The sequence below is a fragment of the Micromonospora sp. NPDC048839 genome (assembly GCF_040649915.1).
Lineage (GTDB): Bacteria > Actinomycetota > Actinomycetes > Mycobacteriales > Micromonosporaceae > Micromonospora.
Window position 1 is genome coordinate 24540 of sequence record NZ_JBEZGL010000033.1, and the last position, 18177, is coordinate 42716.

Consider the following 18177-nt stretch of genomic DNA (forward strand, 5'->3'; position numbering starts at 1 on the left):
GCCCCCGAGACTGCGTGTGCATCCGACGGCGTGCCGCTGCCGTCGAGTGTGGAGTCGGAGCGTAAACGATCATCCGTTGCTGATGCGCCCCAACGAATTCGTGGTAGCCGCGAGCGTAGTCGGAGCGGCTACACTCTGATCTTTCGTCCGGCACTGATCGTAGTGTCAGGAGGCGCAGATGATCTTCGCCAGGGTTCGGGTCGCGCGGCGCCTGCGCAACGCGGGTGTGCCTCCACCGTGTGAGCCGTACACGGTGGAGGCCTGGTGCGAGGCGATTGGGCGAGCTCGGGGCCGTCCGCTGAAGGTGCACGCGGTGCAGCTGGGCACTCACCTGCCGCCGGGGGTGATCGTCGCGCGCGACGGTGTGGATCACATCCTCGTCGACGTGGCGATGCCGGCGCTCGCGTTCGACCAGAGCGCTCTGCATGAACTCGGGCACTATCTCCTCGATCACGACGGCGATGTGCTGAACGACCACGTCGATCCGGCCGTCGAGGCCGAGGCCGAACTGGCCGCCGATCTGCTTCACGAGCAGTTGATGCGAGCGGCCGTCGGTGCCACACGACCGTCTACTCGCGCCGGGCGCGTCCTTCCACCCATCCGGCTGCCCAGCGGGCCATCGGACTGGTGGGCCGACCGAAGCACCGACTGGCACGTTCACCGCCTGTGGATGACGCTGCGCACCGGCATGCCCGATGCCGTGATCATCAGCACGAGCACCGCTGTGCCGGTCGCCGTCGAAGCCGGCGGCAGGCGACAACGCCACCGCACGGTCATCGAGGTTCACGAGGCGCTGCGGGTGTTACGCCCATGGTGCAGTCCTCAGGTGTACGCCAGTGCCACCCGTAGCGCTCAGCGTCACCGGCTCGATGACGACGCTGTCGCGGCCGTCGCGGAAGCCGCCACCTTTGCCGTTGCACTGCGCCGCCGCCAGGCCTCGCTGCCACCCGAGGCCGACGACCCACCTCTGCCATGGCAGCGCCGTGACCGCCACGACCTGCCTGACGTGCGCGCCGAGGCTCGTCGCTTGGCCGCCGTGGCCCGCGCGCTGCATGATTCCCCGCTGGTCGCCGCCGAGATCGCTCGTTGTGTGCCGGTGGTGGCCGGTAGCGACCCGGACGCGTTACCGCGTCCGAGGATGGTGGCCGACACACCGATGTTTGCGTTAGGCGCGGCGCGGCGCGGCCGATCGGCCAGCGCGGTGTAGCCGCAATACGCGTGCCCCGGGATCCAGCGCCGTTGGCTTCCACAACTGGGCGTGGCTGCGCATCTGGCTGGGAAACATCTCGCCTCCGAACAGTGGCCCGCTGCCCAGGACGCATCCGATCGAGGCGAGCAGGCGTCGCTCATCCTCGGCAGTGATTCCCGCGGCGATGACGGAAAGATCCAGATCAGTGGCGAGGTCCACCGCCGCGTGGATGACCGACCGCGCGGGTCGCCAGCCGGCGTCCAGCGCGTAGGCCGGGTGCAGGCGCAGCAGACTCCAAGCCACGGCGTTGACCGAGTCGAGGCCGACGTGACCGCTGCCGTAGTTGTCCAACAGCAGCCTCACCCCGTACTGCCTGATTTGCTCGGCCGCCTCCCGTGTGTGCAGGTCCGTCGGCTGGCTGATCGCGAGCACCAGCGAACTCCCTGGAGCGGCGTGCTCGCGCAACACGTCGCGCACGGCCTCGGCGAAGGCGGGTGTGAGGGCGCCAGCCGGTACCGGCACGACTAGCGCTGCCTCGGGAAGTGCATCGCGCCAGGTCGCCGCTGCGGCCAGCGACCGCGTCAACACCTGCCGCGCTAGCCCTTCAAGGCTGTCGGGGTCATCGATGAGCTGGTAAGCGAACTCGTCAGCGGCCAGCACGTCATGGCGTGAATGCAGCCATCGTGGCATGGATTGCACCATGGCAATCCTGCCGGAAGTGAGGTCAACAACCGCCTCGAATGAGACCGACATCCGCGCCTGCCCCAACTCGCGGGCGAGTGACGATTCACGCAGCGGGCCCATCTGACGCGACACCAGCCTGTCCTCGCCCCGCCTGATGGCCCGCGACAACACCCGATCTGCCCCGTCGAGCAGGTCCGCGGCGGTCTCAGGCGCGCCGGCTGTCATCCCGGCACTCGCCCGCACCAACAGCCGACACCCATCAATCTTGACCTCACGCCGAAGAGCCGCCACCGCCCAGCAGGCTCGTTGGTAGGCAGTGTCCGCCGTGACGCCCCACGTGACGAGGGCGAGAGTCACGTCACCCACACGGGCCACCGCCGAGGTTGGCTCGTGCGCGACGTGACACAGCCGAGCAGCGAGCCGGTTCAGCAACTCAACAGCTAGGTCACGGCCGATCGCGTCGGCCAAAAAGTGATAGTTCTCTAAGCGGATGACCACCACATAACACGGCCCGACCGCAGCCTCGCTGACTCGGCTGAGCAATGCCGCGCGATTAGGCATGGCGGTGTCCGCGTCGGTGGTCGCCGCCAGCTCGTGCCGGCGCGCCTCGACCGCCAACAAACCGTAGGCATGGGCGATGTCCAGGCTGGTAGAAAGGGTCGCCGCGAAGGCGCGCAGAGCAACGCGCTCTCGCGCCGAGAGTTCATCACGCGGCCCGCGCAGGTACAGACGCATCGCCCCGTGCAACCCGGTCGCGTCAACCCCGATTTCATGCCGCACCGGCGCCCACGTCTCGGCGGCCTCCGGCGCATCGGCGGCCGAACCGTCGTACACCACCCGAGCGATGCCGGCCTGTTGACTAGCCCGTACCAGCCGTTGGCTGCCAGCGATCTCTATCTCCGCCGACTGAGCGCCAAACAGATCGACTGCCCCACCAGCGGCGGTGTGCAGCACCGCATCCAGATCCCGCGCCGACAGGGCGTCACTCAGAGCGGCCAAGTGCTCCCAACTCCGCCGTTCCTCATCCATCCGCAGCCGAAACGCGAGCGCGAACCGCAGGAGGAGCATTACCGCCGGGAGCGCTAACAGCGCCCGCCGGTCCAGTCCAGCGACCACCGTGACCAGTCCGGCGGTGATGATCTCCACGACAGCGACGACCAAACGAGTTCGCCAGAGATAGCGCACCACGACCGGCATCGGTCGCTTTGTCGCCAGAGTCACGGCCGTCGCGGTCGTCAACTCCTCGAACAAGAGCACCGCAACTGCCGCGACTAGGAACCCAAGCAGGTCCCCAGGGAAATGAGAAGCCGACGCGGGGTCCCCAAGGCTTGGGTGGACACCGAAGCCATACATCACCGAGGCAGCCAGAGCGGCAGCGGAGATGTCCATGCTGGTGTTGTGCACTGCCTTATACAAGCCCGAGGAGCGGGGGTACCTCGTCACCAGCCGGGCCACACTGACCCCGACCGCCGTGCACACGATCACCCACGGCGTTGGCAGCACTGCCGCGCACACAAGGCACGCCGTTGGCGTCAAGGTGACCCGGACTGACATCCGCGGTCGTATCGGAACCGAAAAAGCGGCTCCCATCGCCATGAGCGCGGCACCCATCCACAGATGAACCTGCTGATGAGGTGCCGGCCACCGTGCCTCACGCACTGCCCACGCGAGGCACGCAAGCGCTACCAGGACGCCTGACGTGCTGAGCAGGACTAACGCCCATCGGTCACGCCTGATCGGATTCAATTAGTACCCCGCGATCGTTATCCCCCGCCTCCCGAAATGAGTCATCCATCGTAGCAGGTCAACACCATCCACTTAGTCCCATTCGACGCCCTTACGCATGGTAGCTATCTCCCTTCTCTGGGTTGCCTTAGGCTCGACCATACGAAGGCGTAGCGGACTTCTTCAACGCCGAAGAGTCGTTTTGGCTGATCTGCGCACACCGAGGTGGGGGTCTGTAACGCACAGCAGCCGGCTACTGGCTTTTATGGCATGCTCCCCACGGCCCACCACGCCTACGACCCCTCGAAAGCAAGGTTTGGCCCATCCGGAAGTGCGTCAGCAGCGGTGTGGCTCTGGCCGTCCCTGATGCGCCGCCGATGGCTCGCTGTCCAGGGCACCGGCTTCTGCCACGCGGCGACGGTCCAAGTTCCGGGGCATAGGTCAAACCGCGCTCCGAGTGCCGTGCCGTCCCGCCGCACTCTGGCACCCTGGCAACGCGCCCGAAGTTTCAAGCCAGTGTCGATAACGCGGCTGATCGACGCCCAGCGCCACCAGGTCGGTCCAGCGAGGGCGTGCTGCTGATAGCGGTGCAGAACGGCGTGAAGGTGTGGACGCGATCCCGACGGCAGCGGGCCGAAGTACGCCACGCGGACGTCTCGGGCCCCGGGATAAGTCGAATCCGTGCCCGTACCGATGGCCATAAGAGGCCAGCGCCGATCCAGGCTGCCACCAATCGGCCGGCGACGCGGCTATCCGTCAGGAACGCACTAAGCCGCAGACCGGTTAGGCCGTTTTTGTATAGCCGAGGCGGGCCTGCCGCTTAGCCGTAGTCGTGCCGACGCCGCCAGCGGTCAATAGCGGACTGCCACTGCTCCCCGCATCGGTGAAGGCATGGACTTGGAGACATAGGGGTCCGGCTCGCCCAGCTCGGGCCGCCATTCGTTGATCGATACCAGTCCTGGCTCCATAAAGGTGAAGCCTTTAAAGAGGGCAGCAAGTTGATCGTCCGAGCGCATGACGATCTCGGCGGCAGCCTTGGTCCGGTACACCTCGGCAACCGAAGACAGGCTCGACTCGTCGTATCCATCCGTCACTGCCGTTCCTGGATGAGAGATCACCAATGCGCTACCGGGCACAAGCCGGTCGCGGATGGGCGCGACGACGCTGTCGATCAAATCGTCTGAGACCAGTTGCAGGACAGAGCAGTAGAGCAATGCGGTGGGCCTGTCCAAATCGATCACGTTGGAGAGGTCGCCGGCGGTGAGCGCGTCAAGGATCAGGTGGGGGTGAGTGAAGTCGGCCTCGATCGCGCGGCAAGCCGGGTTTCCCATGAGGATCTGGTTTGAGGCGACGACCGCCACTGGGTCGATGTCGACGTAGAGGACTCGGATCGCAGGGTCGATGGCCTGGGCGATCTCGTGCACGTTCCCTTGAGTGGGGATGCCGGATCCCAGATCCAGGAACTGGCAGATGCCGTCCTCGGCCAAGGTACGCACCGCACGTGACAGGAACAGCCGGTTGGACCGGGCCGTGTCCGCCGCGTCTGGGAACGCCTGGAGGAGCTGTCGTGCCGCCTCGCGGTCGGCCTCGAAGTTCTGCACACCGCCGAGGAGGTAGTCGTACATGCGGGAGAAGGTGGCCCGGCCACCCTCGAGGCCTGGCGCGCTCGCGTGCTGGTCGGTCATTGTTCCCCGGTCTCCGATGCGATCGTCGGTAGCGCCACAGCCTAGCCGAAGCGATTATCGGCAGTGGTCCTTAAGAATCGACGTGGGTGAGCTGATTGGACGAGGTGGCCGTGGTGAGGCGTGCCGTGGCCTGTCGAGAGCGAAGTCGGTCGCGGTGTCGGTGTAGCGGCGGGTGCCGGCCCCTGCGGGTTGTCATCGCTCATTTGCGTTCTCCCTGGGTGCGGTGGCGGTGGCCGTGACTGCGGTGGGCAGGCGGTGCTCGCTACCGGCGAACCGGCACCGGCTAGGGAGATCCTTAGCCCCTAGCTAGAGAAGGTTCCGCCGCAGGGCGTCGCTCCGGCATCGGAAGTCGTAGCCAACGCGGTACTGTGCCGACCATTTTGCGGAGATCTGTATCCCGCGTTACGCGACGGGTGTGCACGCGGCACGGTCGACGCGTTGGGGAGGTGCTGCCAATGTAAGGGCGATACCCGCGTCGACGACTACGCGAAAAGTCGTCGCCGGCTGCCTCGCCGTCGTCCCGCTACGATCAGAGCGTGCAGGAGAGGCTGCGTATCGGTGCATGCCAGACCCAGGAGTTCCTCGGCGACATCGATGCAGCGCTGACGTGTATCGAGGGCTTCGCCCGGCAGGCCGATGCGCAGGACGTCGACCTCCTGCTATTCCCGGAGTGCTTCCTGCAGGGGTATCTGGTCAACGACGACCATATGCGCACCCAGGCGATGGAACTGAGCTCCGCGAGGTTCGCGTCGGTGCTTAAGCGGCTGAGCTCTATCGAGCAGACCCTCGTGTTCGGCGTCATCGAACGAAACGGCGGCAGGTACTGCAACACTGCGGTCGTCGTCACGCAAGGTGTGCTTGTGGGCGTCTACCGCAAGACCCATCTACTGCCCGGGGAAGCGCTGCTCGACAGGGGCGATGCCTACCCGACCTTCGAGTTGAAGGGCGTCAGATACGGCATCAACATCTGCTACGACACCCAGTTCGCCGAGGCCGCCGCGGCGGTGGCGGCGCAGGGTTCCCACGTCCTGCTCGTGCCAGCTCAGAACATGATGCGGCGGGAGGCCGCAGTGCGCTGGAAGGACCTGCACCACGGGATCCGGGCTGAGCGCGCGCGGGAGACTGGCATGTGGTTGGTGTCAGCTGATGTGACCGGCGAGCGCGACGAGCATCGTGTCGGCTACGGGCCGACCAGTGTCATCAGCCCACAGGGGGAGATTGTGGCGCAGGTGCCGTTGATGACTACCGGCATGGTGGTCGTTGAGATCTCACCACTTCAGGATGGCCGTGGCTAGAACGACCGTGCGGGTTAGCCGCTCGGACGCGCGATGACGCTTACGGACGCTACCCAGATGCCGTGAAGGATTCGCATGGTGACACCTCACCGTTGGCCTCGACCAGGCGCATGGTGAACGACGCGGGCGGTCGCGCTCGCTAGAGTGCACAGGTGATTGTCTGGGTGTCCTCGTTTCCCCGGTCCGGCAACACCTTCCTGCGAATCGCCCTCAACAGGCTCTACGGCGTGCGGACATCCGTCGTCTATGACGTCGACGGTGTGGCTGAGCGCCTGGGCGCCGATCTGGTCGGCTTCACCGAACGGCCTGCAGCGATCGATGCCATGCGCGAGTCCGAAGAGGTGCACCTCGTCAAGACACACCGGCAGCGCGACGACCAAGTCGATGAGTTGGACAAGGCCATCTGCCTCGTCCGAGACGGCCGCGATGCACTCGTCTCGTGGGCCCGCCTGGCCAGCGAGAAGGACTCCACACGGTTCCCATCAGAATTGAGCGCTATGATTATCCGGCGGGACAAGGTTGGAACCGGTAGCTGGGGACGCAACGTGCTGAGCTGGCTGCGGCCACCGGCACCTCACCGGGTGGTCCTCAGGTACGAGGAGCTCGCCCGCGAGCCGAGAGCGGCCATTGAACAGGTCATGGCAAAGCTGGTACCCCAGCTCCGACCCCTCGCCGACGCGCGGATTCCGTCGTTCACCGAGCTGCAGCAGTCCGACGACCGCTTCTTCCGCAAGGGGCTCACCGGCACCCATCGCGACGAGCTGCCCGACGAGCTACACCAGCTCTTCTGGGCCCAGCCCGACAACGTCGCTGCGATGCAGCTACTTGGGTACGGGACCAGGACCGACGATTAACAGCACACCTGAGCGTGCGGTGGAAGGCTGCGCGGCGATGGGCAGGCAAGCGACGATCCGGCGGTCCGGGGCGAGTTGATCCCTTCTCCGCAGCCGAGGCGATCCCTCCGGTGCCGTAGCTACGTGATCCTCCATCCGCTGTTCCAGCAGGGGAACTTTGTTGTGAAGATGTTGACGTCGAGGTTCAGGGTGTGGGCGGCGGGCGCGAACAGCGCCGCGTACTCCGCGTCGGGGGAGTAGAGGGTCCAGCGGCGCCGCCGGGCGTCGAGCACGAAAAGCAGTCCCCATTGTGCAGTGTCGGTAGCGGCCAGTTCCTTTAGTTGTTTCCGCTGCCCGTCGGGAAGGTGGGCGTGGTCGATGCGGCCATGTCCGACGATCATCAGCGGGAGCTGAGGTTGGCCGCGGAGCAGGCGGCGCAGGTTCGGCACCGTTGTCACCTCTCGGTGCGGTTGTGGCTGCGTGGATCGTCCACGCGCCGCTGTCGGTAGATGGTGCCTTCGCGGGCGGTGACGCGCCAGGGGCGGGCGTGGTGCACGGCGATGCGCAGCTCTGGGGCGTCGCGGTCGAGCGTGGCGCAGACCAGGTCGGCGGTGCCATCGGGTGTGCAGCGGGCGAGCCAGCCGCCGTGTGGGCCGATAATTCCGGCGGGCATGGCGGTGCTGCATTGCGCGGGCACCGAGGTGCTCACCCACTGGCTCATGGTGGCGGCGTGGCCTTGGGCGATCACGGCGAACATCGGGTCTTCGGAGAAGGTGGAGAACAGGACGCAGTCCACGCCCCTGTGGAGGTAGTCGAGGAACAGCTCCGGAAAGTTGATCTCGATGCAGAGTGCCAGGCCCAGCTTGTACCCCGCGATGTCGAGGACGGTTGGTGTGAAGCCGGGGGTGTAGAAGCGGGTGACCTCCGTGTGGGAGAGGTAGCGCTTGTCGTAGCGGTCGACGATGCGTCCCTGGTCGGAGATTACGTACAGGCTGTTGTGCGGACGGTGCTCGCCGCTGAGTCGGTGGTTGCTGCCCAGGATCACCCACAGGCCGAGTTCACCCGCGAGCGCGGCCGTCTTGTCCAGTTCTCGCCGCAGGGACGTCCAGTCGACGTTCCAGCCGGCGAAGTGGTCCTTGGCCTGCCCGGCGTACCCGGACAGGGCGCCTTCGGGGAACTGCACCAGGTGGGCGCCCTGCTGATGCGCGCGCCGCATGAGCGCACGGATTGCGGTGCCGTTGAGCGTGGCGTCGCAGGTGACCAGTGGTTGGGCGGCAGCGATCGTGAGATTGGACGGGTTGTCCGTTCGGAGGGCGTCGAGCATTTCGGGGTGAGCCTCCTGGCGTCGATCGTGGGTGGTCAGGTGAGGACTCGGACTCGCGGCCAGCGGTGGGCGGGGCGGTGCCGCGCTAGTCGTTGCGCGGACACGGCCAGGCTGACTCGGGCCGGGTTGCGTTGCCAGATGCCGTCGAGAAGGTCATCGAGTCCGTGTGGTGCGCAGACAGCGATGTGCCCGTCGGCGTCGAGACGGATCGCGACGGCGGTAGCGTATTCGGGCCAGGTCGCGACCGCGTCGGCGATGCTCCGCAGCGCGGGGACGGCGTCGCCTCCGAATCGGGCGGGGTACCAGGTGTGCACAGCGGCCTGGTTCTTCGCTTCCCAGGGCGGTCCGGGCCAGATCGCTGTCAGACGTCCGGTGGCGTGCTCGTCGTTCGTGCGGGTCAGGTCGGTGGGGTCGAAGAATGCCACGTCGATGTCCCGCGCTTGGGAGAAGTCGAATCCGTGCCCGTAGCGTTGGTCCCATACCAGGTCCCTGAGGACACCAGCGCCAATCCAGGCGTCCGGTAGGCCCGAGTCCCGCACGGTGCGCAGCGCCCGCATCAGCGGCTGACTCGCGCCAACCAGGCCGCGTAACTCGTCGTCCCGCATGCCCTGTCTGCCTCCCGCCAGGTTGAGGGTGATCGAGGTCGGGTCAGCTGCGGGGGTGTGGCACCCAGCTGGCCGTGGGCAGTTGTGGCTGCGGGCTGGTTCGGACGTCTCCAGGCAGCTCCGCAGCGTCTGGATGCGGCGGGGTGCTGATGTGTTGGCGTTGGAGACGGTGTGCGAGGTAGTCGCTCAGCGAGGTTGCGTGTGGCACGTCCGGGTCGGTGGTTGCGCCGGAAGGGGTGTAGTGGGTGTGCCGTAGTTGGGCCACGAACTCGGACGGGGGCGCGCCGGCTTGCAGCGCGGTGGTGATCGCTGTGGACAGCGCTTCGGTTAGGCCGGCCAGGGTGGAGCCGTGTTTGCCGACGCGCAGGTCGACGTGGGTGAGCTGACCGGATGACGTGGCCGTGGTGAGGCGTCCCGTATTGCCGTCCAGCACGAAATCGGTCGTGGTGCCGGTGTACCGGCGGGGTGTCCGCCGCTGCGGGTTGTCATCGCTCATTTTGCGTTCTCCCTGGGTGTGGTGGCGGTGGCCGTGACGGCGGTGGGTAGGCGGGTGCTCGCGCTACCGGAACGACGTGCCGGTAGGCGACGTCCGCTGGGCGGGTTCGCGTCGGCGGTGTGGAGCGGGCTGTTCAGGGTTGTCTTCCAGGGCAGGAACGTGGCGCTGGTGAGGGTGAGGGCGGCGGTTGCCGTGAGGGCGGTGCGGGGGCCGGTGGCGGCGGCGAGGATGCCGGCGGCTGCGATGACGATGGGTTGGGTGAGTTTGCTGGTGATGGACCAGGCGGTCAGGACGCGGGACAAGCAGTGCTCGCTGGTGTGGTTCATGCGGTAGGCGGCGAAGGTGGGATTGAACGATCCCGCCATGAACAGCAGGAGTGTGTCGGCGAGGGTGATGATGATCAGGCCCGGTGTGCCGGGCGGGGCGAGTGGGATGAGTCCCATCCAGAGGGTGCGGGCGACGCCGGTGGTGAGCAGGACCGTGCGGAGGCCGTATCGGGTGGTGAGGGGGCCGGCGGTGAGGGAGCCGAGGATGCCGCCGAGGCAGGGCAGTCCGAGGGCCAGGCCGTACTGCCAGGGCGCCAGGTGTAGGTCGCGGAGCATGAACACCGCGATGATGGGCGTGCTGGCCGTGATGGCGCCGCCGAAGATGACGGCGTTGATCAACAGGGCCCGCAGGCCCGCATGGTGAAGGATGTGCCGCCATCCCTCGATGGCTTCCCGGCCCCGGCTCGGGGCGGGTTGGCGCGTTGGTGGCGGCGGTTCGGGGCTGCGGAGGCGGCGGATCCCGAGCGCGGACATCAGGAAACTCGCGGCGTCGACGGTGATGGACGCGGTAGCGCCGAGCCAGGACACGAGGACACCGCCGATGGGTGAGCCGAGGCTGTTCGCCGTCCACTGGGAGGTCTCGAATCGGCTGTTGGCAGTGACACGCTGATCGACGGTGACCAAGTGCTTCAGGTGTGCGCCGCCGGCGGCGCTGAACACGATGGAGCCGGCGGTCTGCACGACGGCGACGACGCACAGCTGCTCGTACGTCAGGGCGCCGAGCGCGGCGGCGATGGGGACGCTGGCCAGGGCCGCGCAGCGCAGCAGGTCGGCGCCGATCATCACGGGCCGTTTGCGCCGGAACTCGATCCAGGGACCCAGGGGTAAGACGATGACCGCCGAAGCGAGGCCGGAGATCACCGCGAGCAGGGAGATCTGCAGAGCCGATGAGTCCAGCAGCAGGATCGCGACCAGCGGCAGCGCGCCCGCCCCGACGGCGGACCCCGCTTGGCTGACCGAGTAGGCGCCCCACAGTCGGTGGAAGTCACGGCTCAGCGGGGGAGGTGCCTGTGAGCCGCCCGCGAGGCCGCGCTGGACCGGCGTGCCGGCGGTTGTGCGGTTCAAGCCCATCGCATCAGCGCCTGAACGTCACGGCGTGCCTGGCTGAGTAGCTGTCGCAGGTGCGCGAGCCGGGACGTGGTCGCGCCGCGTGCTGGCAGCACAGTGTGCAGGCGGATCTCTCTGCAGGTCAGCAGGAGCAGGTTGACGGAGTAGGCGGTGGTGATGTCGGCAGTGTGCACGCGTTCGGCGATCGCGGCAGTGAGGGTCGGGGCGGAGGCTGCGCCGACGATGTGCAGCAGCGCGAGGTCGTAGCCGGGTAGGTAGCTTCCGGTGTACTCGAAGTCGACGAGGGCGCAGTGCTCGCCGTCGAGGAGCAGGTTCGCGGGTAGGGGGTCGCCGTGTGCGGTGACCCGGCCCGGGCCGAGCTGGTCGACGAGGGTGTGCAGGGCGTGCTGGTCGGCGTCGTCGAGGAGCCCGGCGGCGCGTTCGGCGTCGATCCGGCCGTGGTAGTCGACAGGTTGCGGCAGTGGCGGTGCCGGCGCCCAGGCGGCGAAGGTGTCGAGGGTGTCCAGGACCAGCTGTGCGGTGGCCGGACTGACGTCGCGAGTGAGGTGGCGTTGGTCGTCCAGGCGCTGCCCAGGTAGCTGCGTCAGGACGGTCAGGTGGGCATCGGCGTACAGGACCCGCGGCACGCGCACGCAGGGCGGCTGATCGGTGAACAGCTCGTACATGCGCAGCTCGTGCTGGCGCCGGCCGACCCAGTACGGGCCGTCGGTGGTCAACAGCTTCACGATCACCGGTCGGCCGTCGCGGCGGCCGGTGGCGACGACGGCCTTGCCGGTACGGTGCACAACCCGGCCGACCCCCACCCGCGCGGCAGCGGCACGGGCGACCAGCGCCAGGAACACATCATCCGCCCCGAGCCCGGCATGGTCTGGGGTTGCTCCCGGTGGTGCGGTCACGGGACGGCCGGGAGCAGGTCGTCGTCACGGCCGGTCAACGGCAGGCCGGCCGCGATGGCGATGCACTCGATCGCTTGCTCCAGCGTGGTGGTCTCAGTCAGAACGAGCTCGTCGGGCCAGCCGAGGACGTCGCGCGGGGAATACCAGCTGCGCAGGTTCTCCGGCGACACCTCCGCCGCCAAGGGCCGCGTTTCGTGGCGTCGCAAGGTCTCGGTAAGTGACACATCGAGGTAGACGAAGAGCGTTCGCCCGCGGTGCGCGTCGCGCAGCTCGGTGAGCATGGTGCGGTACCGGGCGGTGTGCATGATCCCTTCCAGGACCACGTGGTAGCCGTGGTCGAGGCAGAAGCGAACGTTCTGCGCGATGAGTGCGGGTGCGAGGCCGCCTGGCTTGTCGCGTTCTCTGAGCAGGATCCGCCGGATGTGGTCTTGGCCGACCATGGCGCAGCCGCGGCCGTGTCGGCGCCGCAACGCCGTGGCGATGGTGCTTTTCCCGGCGCTGGAGTTGCCGCGGATGCTGATGAGGATCGTCTCGGAGGTGCCGGTGGGGGCCGCGTGGTCCATGACCGTCCTTCCTATCGCGAGGCGGGCTGGTGCTGTTGCGGGATGGGGCTGCCCTCGCTCGGGGTGGTGTCGTAGCCGGCGGCTTGGAGGGCGAACAGTTCGGCGTACCGGCCGCCGGTGGCGATGAGGTCGTCGTGGCTGCCGGCCTCGACCAGCCGGCCGTGGTGCAGGACGAAGATCCGGTCGGCGTGGCGGACGTTCGCCAGCCGGTGGGTGATCAGGATCGTGGTGGCCCGGCCTCTGCGGTCGCGGATGGCCTGGAACAGGGCGTCCTCGGCGCGGGGGTCGAGCGCGGACGAGGGCTCGTCCATGATGAGCAGTTCGGCGTCGCGCAGGAAGCCGCGGGCGGCGGTGATGCGTTGCCACTGCCCGCCGGAGAGGTCCTGGCCTCGGGCGAAGGTGCGATCGAGCAGCGTCTCGTACCCGTGGGGAAGTTCGGTGATCATGTCGTGGGCGACCGCGCGGGCGGCGGCGGCCTCGATGCGGTCCTGCTGGGCGTCGGTGTCGACGTTGCCGATGGCGATGTTCGTGGCCGCGGTGAACGGCCACTTGTGGTATTCCTGCGTCACCACCGCGATCCGCGCCCGTAGCCCGTCGATGTCGCACTCCGACATGGGGCGGCCGTTCCATTCGATGACGCCGTCGCTGGGGCTACGGAGGGTGGCGATCATCGCGGCGAGGGTCGTCTTGCCCGAGCCGTTCTCCCCGACGAACGCGACGGTCTGCCCGGCGGTGATGGTCATGGTGACGCTGTCGACGGCGGCTGTGTCGCGGTCGGGGTAGCACATGCTCACCCCGCTGACCGTCAGCTCGCGCAGTCGGTCGGGTCGCGCAGCGGTGGGATCGGGTCCCGTCTGCTGGTGGGGTAGGTAGGCGGCGGCGCGGGTCATGAACCCGGTGTAGTCGTTGAAGTGCTGACCCTCGGTGTAGACGCGGTCGACCTGGAAGGTGACGATGGCGAGGGAGCGCTGCGCGGACTGCACGGCGATCACGCACGTCGCCGCGGCGGCGAGGGGGATCTGCCCGTCGATCAGCAGCAGACCGAGCAGGACGTACACCGCGGCGGTCGCTACTCCTCCGATCATCGCCCCGACCGAGGTGGTGGTGGTGACCCGCCGCGCCAGGACGAGCTGGATGTCGGTCTCGACCTGCATGACCCGGTCGTACTGGTCGAGGAGGAACCGGCGCAGCCCGTACGACCGCAACTCCGGCGCGGACGCCCGCTCGGCCATCAGCCGCTGCAACAGCCACAGCCGGCGCCGCCGCACCGACCCGGCGGTGTACGTCTGATACCGCAGGTGCCCCGCCCGCAGCGCGGCCCACCCGTTCGGGACTGTCGCCACCAACAACGCCACCAGCAACAGCGGGTGGATCACCACGACGGCGACGGCCACCGCCAGTACGCCGGCCAGCCCGGCGAGCAGGTTCATCGAGGACTGCACCAGGCCGATGGCCGACTCGGTGCCTCGGGAGGCGCGTTCCATGTCGTCGGCGAACGCGTCGGCGTCGAACGCCTCCAGCCGCACCTGCGTGGACACCTCGAACAGGCCCCGCTCCACCTCCCGGCTCACCTGCGGCGTCAACGCGTTCTGCGCGTACCCGGTGGCGATGCCCATCCCGGCACGCAGCGCGACCGCCACCGCCAGCACGGCCAGCGCGGGCAACGCCGCCCGGACTTTGTCCGCGGTCGGCCCGCCGGCAAACAACTCCACCAACACCCGCTGGGTCGCCAACAGGCCGAAGGCCGCCATCACCCCGGCGCCGACCGTCGCTACCGCCACCACACCCGTACGCAGCCGGTCTGCGCGCCAACTGACACCCAGAGCGGTCCAGACGAGCCGGGGGAGTTCCGCGAAGACGGTGAACACGCCCGCTTCCGCCCGCGCCCGCACTCCCGTCTCCCACCATGTGGCCCGTAGCTCCGGCAAGACCGACTCCGGTCGCGCGGTGCCCGGCTGGCCCGCTGTACTGGGGCTCTGTGCGGTGGTCGTCTGAGCCATGGACAAACCTCCTCAAAATTGTGCAAATGGATGGCAGTGGGACGTGTGTGAATCGGGCCGGTCGCCCGAAGGCGACCTCCCGCAGATCGGATTTTCAGCAGAGGGCTATGAGTCGGATCGTGGATGCGGCTGGCCCGTGTAGGGGCCGGGGCTCAGGTGACCGGCAGCCCGTGCTCCAAGTACCTGGTGAACCCGTGGCCGCGTGCTTCCCGGGCCGCAGCGACGCGTCGGGCCAGCAGAGCCGGCAGGCGTTGATCGGCCTCCGGTTGGTCGCACCAGGACCAGCTGCGCAACTCGGTCGGCGGCAAGACGATCTGGTCCGTCTGCTCGGACGTGAGCGTGCCCGCGTCGAAGACGAACATGACCCCCTCGGTGCGGCCAGGCTGCGGTGGCACCCAGTCCATGACCAGCAGCCGGCCGGGCGTCAGGGTCAGCCCGAGTTCCTCACGGCACTCCCGGACCGCCGCCTGGTAGGGCGATTCGTCGGCCTCGACGCACCCACCGGGGATCTCCCACGAGGCTTTGTATGCCGGCTCGACAAGCAGCACTCGACCGCGGGGATCGGTCAGGAGCAGCCCTGCGGCCATCCGCTTGCGAGGTAGATCGGCGGTGAAGTCACGGCGTTCGGCGGGCATGAGTCGACCGTAGGACGCCGGCCGCCCGACACGCCCGCCGCGCCGGGCCACGACATTGTCGGCAGATCCAGCTGCCGACGCCGACAAGACTGCGACATCGCTGACCGCGCGTGACTCCTACCGGCGGCCGACGCAGCCGCTAGGCTGCCCGGCCCCGCGCGGCTGTCGGCCAAACCCCGTCAGCGCCCTACCGATGCACGACGGCCCGTGGTGACCAATCCAGGAACTGTCGGAGGCAGCGGATACGGTCTGCCCGCACCGTTACCGCATCTCGGCACCGCCAGGGGGTGGCAAACCATGGCCGACGACGAGATCACGACTGCACGGCGCGCACTGGGCCGCCACCTCGCACAGTTGCGCAAGGGAGCCAACCTCACCCAGCAGGGCCTCGCTCGGCTCGTGCAGTACGGCCGCAGCTCCGTCGCCAACACCGAGACCGGCCGCCAACACCCCGAGCGCGAGTTCTGGGCACGCTGCGACACCGCCCTGCACACCGGCGGCGTCCTTGCCCAAGAGTACGACCGCACCGCCAAGCGTGCCCAGCGGAAACAACCGCAGTCGACGGCAGTCCTCTCGAAGACCCCCGACCGGCCGCAGCCCACCGGCGGCACCGGTTCCACCGAGGGCGGAGAGGACGTTTCGGCTCTCTGGGAAACCGAGGAGTGCATCAACGCCCGCCGGCTCGCGTTGAAGTCCGGCACCGACGATGACGCCCGACTCAGCTACCTCGAAGGCGAGGTCCATCGCGCGATCGCCGACAACGAACGACTCCCCTCAGCCGTCCTCCTGGCACGCATGCGACCGCTGCGCGCCTACGTCGATCAGCTCATGAACAGACGGCAGCACCCACGACAACGCGCCCGGCTCTACACCCTCGCCGCTCACCTATCCGGACTCCTCGGCGCCGTCGCGCTGGACCTCGGCGCGTTCCGCGTCGCGCACGCCTACGCCGCAGAAGCATTCGACCTCGCCGACACAGCACAGCAACACGACGTGCGGGCGTGGGCGCGCGCCACCCAAAGCCTCATCGCCTACTACACCGGCGACCACCACGACGCGCTCGCCTACGCCCAAGACGGCCTGCGCCACTCCGGCTCCGGCCCTCACACCATCCGCCTGACGATCAACGGCAAAGCGCGGGCACTGGCACACCTTGGCGACCGCTACGGCGTCGATGAAGCCGTCAACCACTCGTTCATCATGCTGGCCGAGCAACCGCACGGCACGACCGTTAGCACGAGCCTCGCCCTCGGCCCGTACTGCCACCCCCGCACAGCAGCCAACGCTGCGACCGCCTACCTCGTCCTGAACTGCGGCAAGAACGTCACCGCCCACCTCTCCGGGGCCATCGACGCGTTCGACGCCGCAGAGCTGCGCGGCCCGCAAGCCCTCAGCCGCCTTGACCTGGCCACCGCCTACCTACACCACGCTGACCCGGATCCCGAACAGGCCGCAGAGCTGGCGTTGAACGCTCTCGCCCTGACCGCGGACCACCGCTACGAGTCGGTCAACCAGCGCACCCACCAATTCCTCACCAGCGCCAAACCGTTCGCCGCCATTCCGCAGATTCGTCACATCGCGGAGCAGCTCGCCACCCGCGCTCACAGAAGCCGGCGTGCACCGCCAGCTTTACCATTTGCGACATGAGCAGCCGGGAACTGGCCAGCCTGCACCAGCGATGGACCACCTACCAGAACCTGCCCAAACTCACGAACCACTGGTACTGGCGCCCCGGCTGGCAAGCCGACCGCCAGTTCTACACCTGGCACCTCACCTTCGAGCACCAACCCGACCTTCACCACCTCGCTACCCACACCCAGAGCCAACTGGCACTGCCCGAACTCGACCTTGTGCCCATCAGTGCCCTGCACCTCACCATGCAAGGCGTGGGATTCACCGATAACGTCAGTGTCCAAGACCTGAGCAGCATCGTCGCCGAGGCCCGTCAACGCTGCGCCGAACTACAACCCCTGCGCCTGATGCTCGGACCCGTCGATCCGGACGCGGAAGGGATTGGCCTGCTCGTTCAGCCCTGGAATCAAGTCGAACATCTACGCGCGGCCATCCGCGAAGCCATCGGCGCCGTCTGGCAGGACGTGCCGGACGCCGCAGAGGATTTTCGACCGCATGTGACCATCGCCTACAGCGGCACGTCGGCACCCGCCGGACCGATTCGCGACCGCCTCACCGCCCTACGCCACCAGCCGCCTGTTCAGGTAACCGTGCAGCAGGCAACGCTGATCGCGCTCCGCCGAGAACACCGCACCTACCGATGGACAACGGTCGCCACCGCGCCACTCGCTGGATAGTGCGGGGGAAAGCCGGGACTGCCGCTTGTGCCCGGCCTAAACTCAGTAGATTCGCCCGGCACACTGTCACAACATCGTGACGGGTCGGTGGACCCCGGCCGGAAGGTGAGTCAGTGAGGGCCGTCATCGCTGTCGCCGGCACGGGCAGCCGCTTCTTCCCGATCGGCAAAACGATCAACAAGTGCATGCTGCCGATCCTCAACCAGCCAGTCGTCGCCTACGCAGTCGCTGACTGCATCGCCGCAGGCGCCCGCGAGATCGCGATCGTCACCGCACCCGGCGAGATTGGCCGCCAGGTGCGTCATTACTTCACCGAGGACCACGATCTGAAGGGCTACTTCACCGCACGCGGCTGGCAGGACAAGTTGGGCTACGCGGGGCAGTACGGCGCTCTGAAGGCTGGATGTGAGCGAGCTGTAGTCTCGGTTATCGGCACGGAGCAGTCCACGGTTCTGCGTCCAGGCGTCATCCTCGGGCCCCGTGAATATGTCGGCCGCCTGACGTGGTGGCTTGGCCGGGCGGCCCGCGGGGGCCGCCTTCTGGT

Annotated in this window: 17 protein-coding genes; 6 read left to right on the forward strand and 11 right to left on the reverse strand. The window is 67.9% G+C overall.

What is annotated here, in order from left to right:
- Positions 1 to 178 precede the first annotated feature (178 nt).
- The gene (locus AB0C25_RS35345; RefSeq protein WP_357310831.1) at positions 179 to 1207 is read left to right on the forward strand and encodes a DUF6545 domain-containing protein; all 1029 of its coding nucleotides are present in this window, start codon (positions 179 to 181) and stop codon (positions 1205 to 1207) included.
- On the opposite strand, the gene AB0C25_RS35350 is transcribed toward AB0C25_RS35345, so the two are convergent.
- Together AB0C25_RS35350 and AB0C25_RS35355 are read right to left on the reverse strand one after the other, a co-directional pair.
- Positions 1166 to 3262 (reverse strand): EAL domain-containing protein, encoded by a 2097-nt coding sequence (locus tag AB0C25_RS35350; RefSeq protein ID WP_357310829.1) that lies wholly within the window; start codon positions 3260 to 3262, stop codon positions 1166 to 1168. The genes AB0C25_RS35345 and AB0C25_RS35350 overlap by 42 nt on opposite strands.
- A gap of 1187 nt (positions 3263 to 4449) precedes the next feature.
- Complete coding sequence (locus tag AB0C25_RS35355; protein WP_357310827.1) at positions 4450 to 5283, reverse strand: SAM-dependent methyltransferase; 834 nt, start codon at positions 5281 to 5283, stop codon at positions 4450 to 4452.
- Between the two features lie 536 nt (positions 5284 to 5819).
- On the opposite strand from AB0C25_RS35355, the gene AB0C25_RS35360 reads away from it, so the two are divergent.
- Complete coding sequence (locus AB0C25_RS35360; protein ID WP_357310825.1) at positions 5820 to 6578, forward strand: carbon-nitrogen hydrolase family protein; 759 nt, start codon at positions 5820 to 5822, stop codon at positions 6576 to 6578.
- Between the two features lie 152 nt (positions 6579 to 6730).
- Positions 6731 to 7432, forward strand: a complete 702-nt coding sequence (locus AB0C25_RS35365; RefSeq protein WP_357310823.1) for a sulfotransferase domain-containing protein — start codon at positions 6731 to 6733, stop codon at positions 7430 to 7432.
- Positions 7433 to 7551: 119 nt separating this feature from the next.
- Here the strand turns inward: AB0C25_RS35365 and AB0C25_RS35370 are convergent, their stop codons facing one another.
- The 9 genes from AB0C25_RS35370 to AB0C25_RS35410 form a co-directional block, all read right to left on the reverse strand.
- A complete protein-coding gene (locus AB0C25_RS35370) occupies positions 7552 to 7860 on the reverse strand; it encodes a hypothetical protein (RefSeq protein ID WP_357310821.1) in 309 nt (102 codons plus the stop codon).
- A gap of 5 nt (positions 7861 to 7865) precedes the next feature.
- The gene (locus AB0C25_RS35375) at positions 7866 to 8735 is read right to left on the reverse strand and encodes a carbon-nitrogen hydrolase family protein (RefSeq protein ID WP_357310819.1); all 870 of its coding nucleotides are present in this window, start codon (positions 8733 to 8735) and stop codon (positions 7866 to 7868) included.
- Between the two features lie 35 nt (positions 8736 to 8770).
- Positions 8771 to 9340, reverse strand: coding sequence for a nucleotidyltransferase family protein (locus tag AB0C25_RS35380; protein ID WP_357310817.1), 570 nt, complete (start codon positions 9338 to 9340; stop codon positions 8771 to 8773).
- A 43-nt stretch (positions 9341 to 9383) separates the two neighbouring features.
- Positions 9384 to 9836, reverse strand: a complete 453-nt coding sequence (locus tag AB0C25_RS35385) for a hypothetical protein (protein ID WP_357310815.1) — start codon at positions 9834 to 9836, stop codon at positions 9384 to 9386.
- Positions 9833 to 11227 (reverse strand): MFS transporter, encoded by a 1395-nt coding sequence (locus AB0C25_RS35390; RefSeq protein ID WP_357310813.1) that lies wholly within the window; start codon positions 11225 to 11227, stop codon positions 9833 to 9835. Before AB0C25_RS35390 ends, AB0C25_RS35385 begins: the two co-directional genes overlap by 4 nt.
- Positions 11224 to 12072 carry a phosphotransferase gene (locus AB0C25_RS35395; RefSeq protein WP_357379342.1) on the reverse strand — a complete coding sequence of 283 codons (849 nt, stop codon included), beginning with the start codon at positions 12070 to 12072 and terminating at the stop codon, positions 11224 to 11226. Before AB0C25_RS35395 ends, AB0C25_RS35390 begins: the two co-directional genes overlap by 4 nt.
- A gap of 50 nt (positions 12073 to 12122) precedes the next feature.
- Positions 12123 to 12689, reverse strand: coding sequence for a kinase (locus AB0C25_RS35400; RefSeq protein WP_357310809.1), 567 nt, complete (start codon positions 12687 to 12689; stop codon positions 12123 to 12125).
- A gap of 11 nt (positions 12690 to 12700) precedes the next feature.
- The gene (locus AB0C25_RS35405) at positions 12701 to 14689 is read right to left on the reverse strand and encodes an ABC transporter ATP-binding protein (RefSeq protein WP_357310807.1); all 1989 of its coding nucleotides are present in this window, start codon (positions 14687 to 14689) and stop codon (positions 12701 to 12703) included.
- Positions 14690 to 14841: 152 nt separating this feature from the next.
- Entirely contained in the window at positions 14842 to 15324 is a 483-nt protein-coding gene (locus AB0C25_RS35410; RefSeq protein WP_357310805.1) for an NUDIX hydrolase, read from the reverse strand.
- A gap of 297 nt (positions 15325 to 15621) precedes the next feature.
- On the opposite strand from AB0C25_RS35410, the gene AB0C25_RS35415 reads away from it, so the two are divergent.
- The 3 genes from AB0C25_RS35415 to AB0C25_RS35425 form a co-directional block, all read left to right on the forward strand.
- Positions 15622 to 16971, forward strand: coding sequence for a helix-turn-helix transcriptional regulator (locus AB0C25_RS35415; protein ID WP_357310803.1), 1350 nt, complete (start codon positions 15622 to 15624; stop codon positions 16969 to 16971).
- Positions 16968 to 17633 carry a 2'-5' RNA ligase family protein gene (locus AB0C25_RS35420; RefSeq protein ID WP_357310801.1) on the forward strand — a complete coding sequence of 222 codons (666 nt, stop codon included), beginning with the start codon at positions 16968 to 16970 and terminating at the stop codon, positions 17631 to 17633. The genes AB0C25_RS35415 and AB0C25_RS35420 overlap by 4 nt, the downstream gene beginning before the upstream one ends.
- Positions 17634 to 17746: 113 nt before the next feature.
- On the forward strand, positions 17747 to 18177 hold a 431-nt coding region (locus tag AB0C25_RS35425; RefSeq protein WP_357379346.1), incomplete at its 3' end, for a sugar phosphate nucleotidyltransferase.

Excerpts from the sequence above, each read along its gene's own strand:
- AB0C25_RS35405 (WP_357310807.1), bottom strand. The coding sequence starts at position 14,689 with ATGGCTCAGACGACCACCGCACAGAGCCCCAGTACAGCGGGCCAGCCG.
- AB0C25_RS35380 (WP_357310817.1), bottom strand. The coding sequence starts at position 9,340 with ATGCGGGACGACGAGTTACGCGGCCTGGTTGGCGCGAGTCAGCCGCTG.
- AB0C25_RS35345 (WP_357310831.1), top strand. The coding sequence starts at position 179 with ATGATCTTCGCCAGGGTTCGGGTCGCGCGGCGCCTGCGCAACGCGGGT.
- AB0C25_RS35400 (WP_357310809.1), bottom strand. The coding sequence starts at position 12,689 with ATGGACCACGCGGCCCCCACCGGCACCTCCGAGACGATCCTCATCAGC.
- AB0C25_RS35355 (WP_357310827.1), bottom strand. The coding sequence starts at position 5,283 with ATGACCGACCAGCACGCGAGCGCGCCAGGCCTCGAGGGTGGCCGGGCC.
- AB0C25_RS35415 (WP_357310803.1), top strand. The coding sequence starts at position 15,622 with ATGGCCGACGACGAGATCACGACTGCACGGCGCGCACTGGGCCGCCAC.
- AB0C25_RS35375 (WP_357310819.1), bottom strand. The coding sequence starts at position 8,735 with ATGCTCGACGCCCTCCGAACGGACAACCCGTCCAATCTCACGATCGCT.
- AB0C25_RS35420 (WP_357310801.1), top strand. The coding sequence starts at position 16,968 with ATGAGCAGCCGGGAACTGGCCAGCCTGCACCAGCGATGGACCACCTAC.
- AB0C25_RS35385 (WP_357310815.1), bottom strand. The coding sequence starts at position 9,836 with ATGAGCGATGACAACCCGCAGCGGCGGACACCCCGCCGGTACACCGGC.
- AB0C25_RS35350 (WP_357310829.1), bottom strand. The coding sequence starts at position 3,262 with ATGGACATCTCCGCTGCCGCTCTGGCTGCCTCGGTGATGTATGGCTTC.
- AB0C25_RS35410 (WP_357310805.1), bottom strand. The coding sequence starts at position 15,324 with ATGCCCGCCGAACGCCGTGACTTCACCGCCGATCTACCTCGCAAGCGG.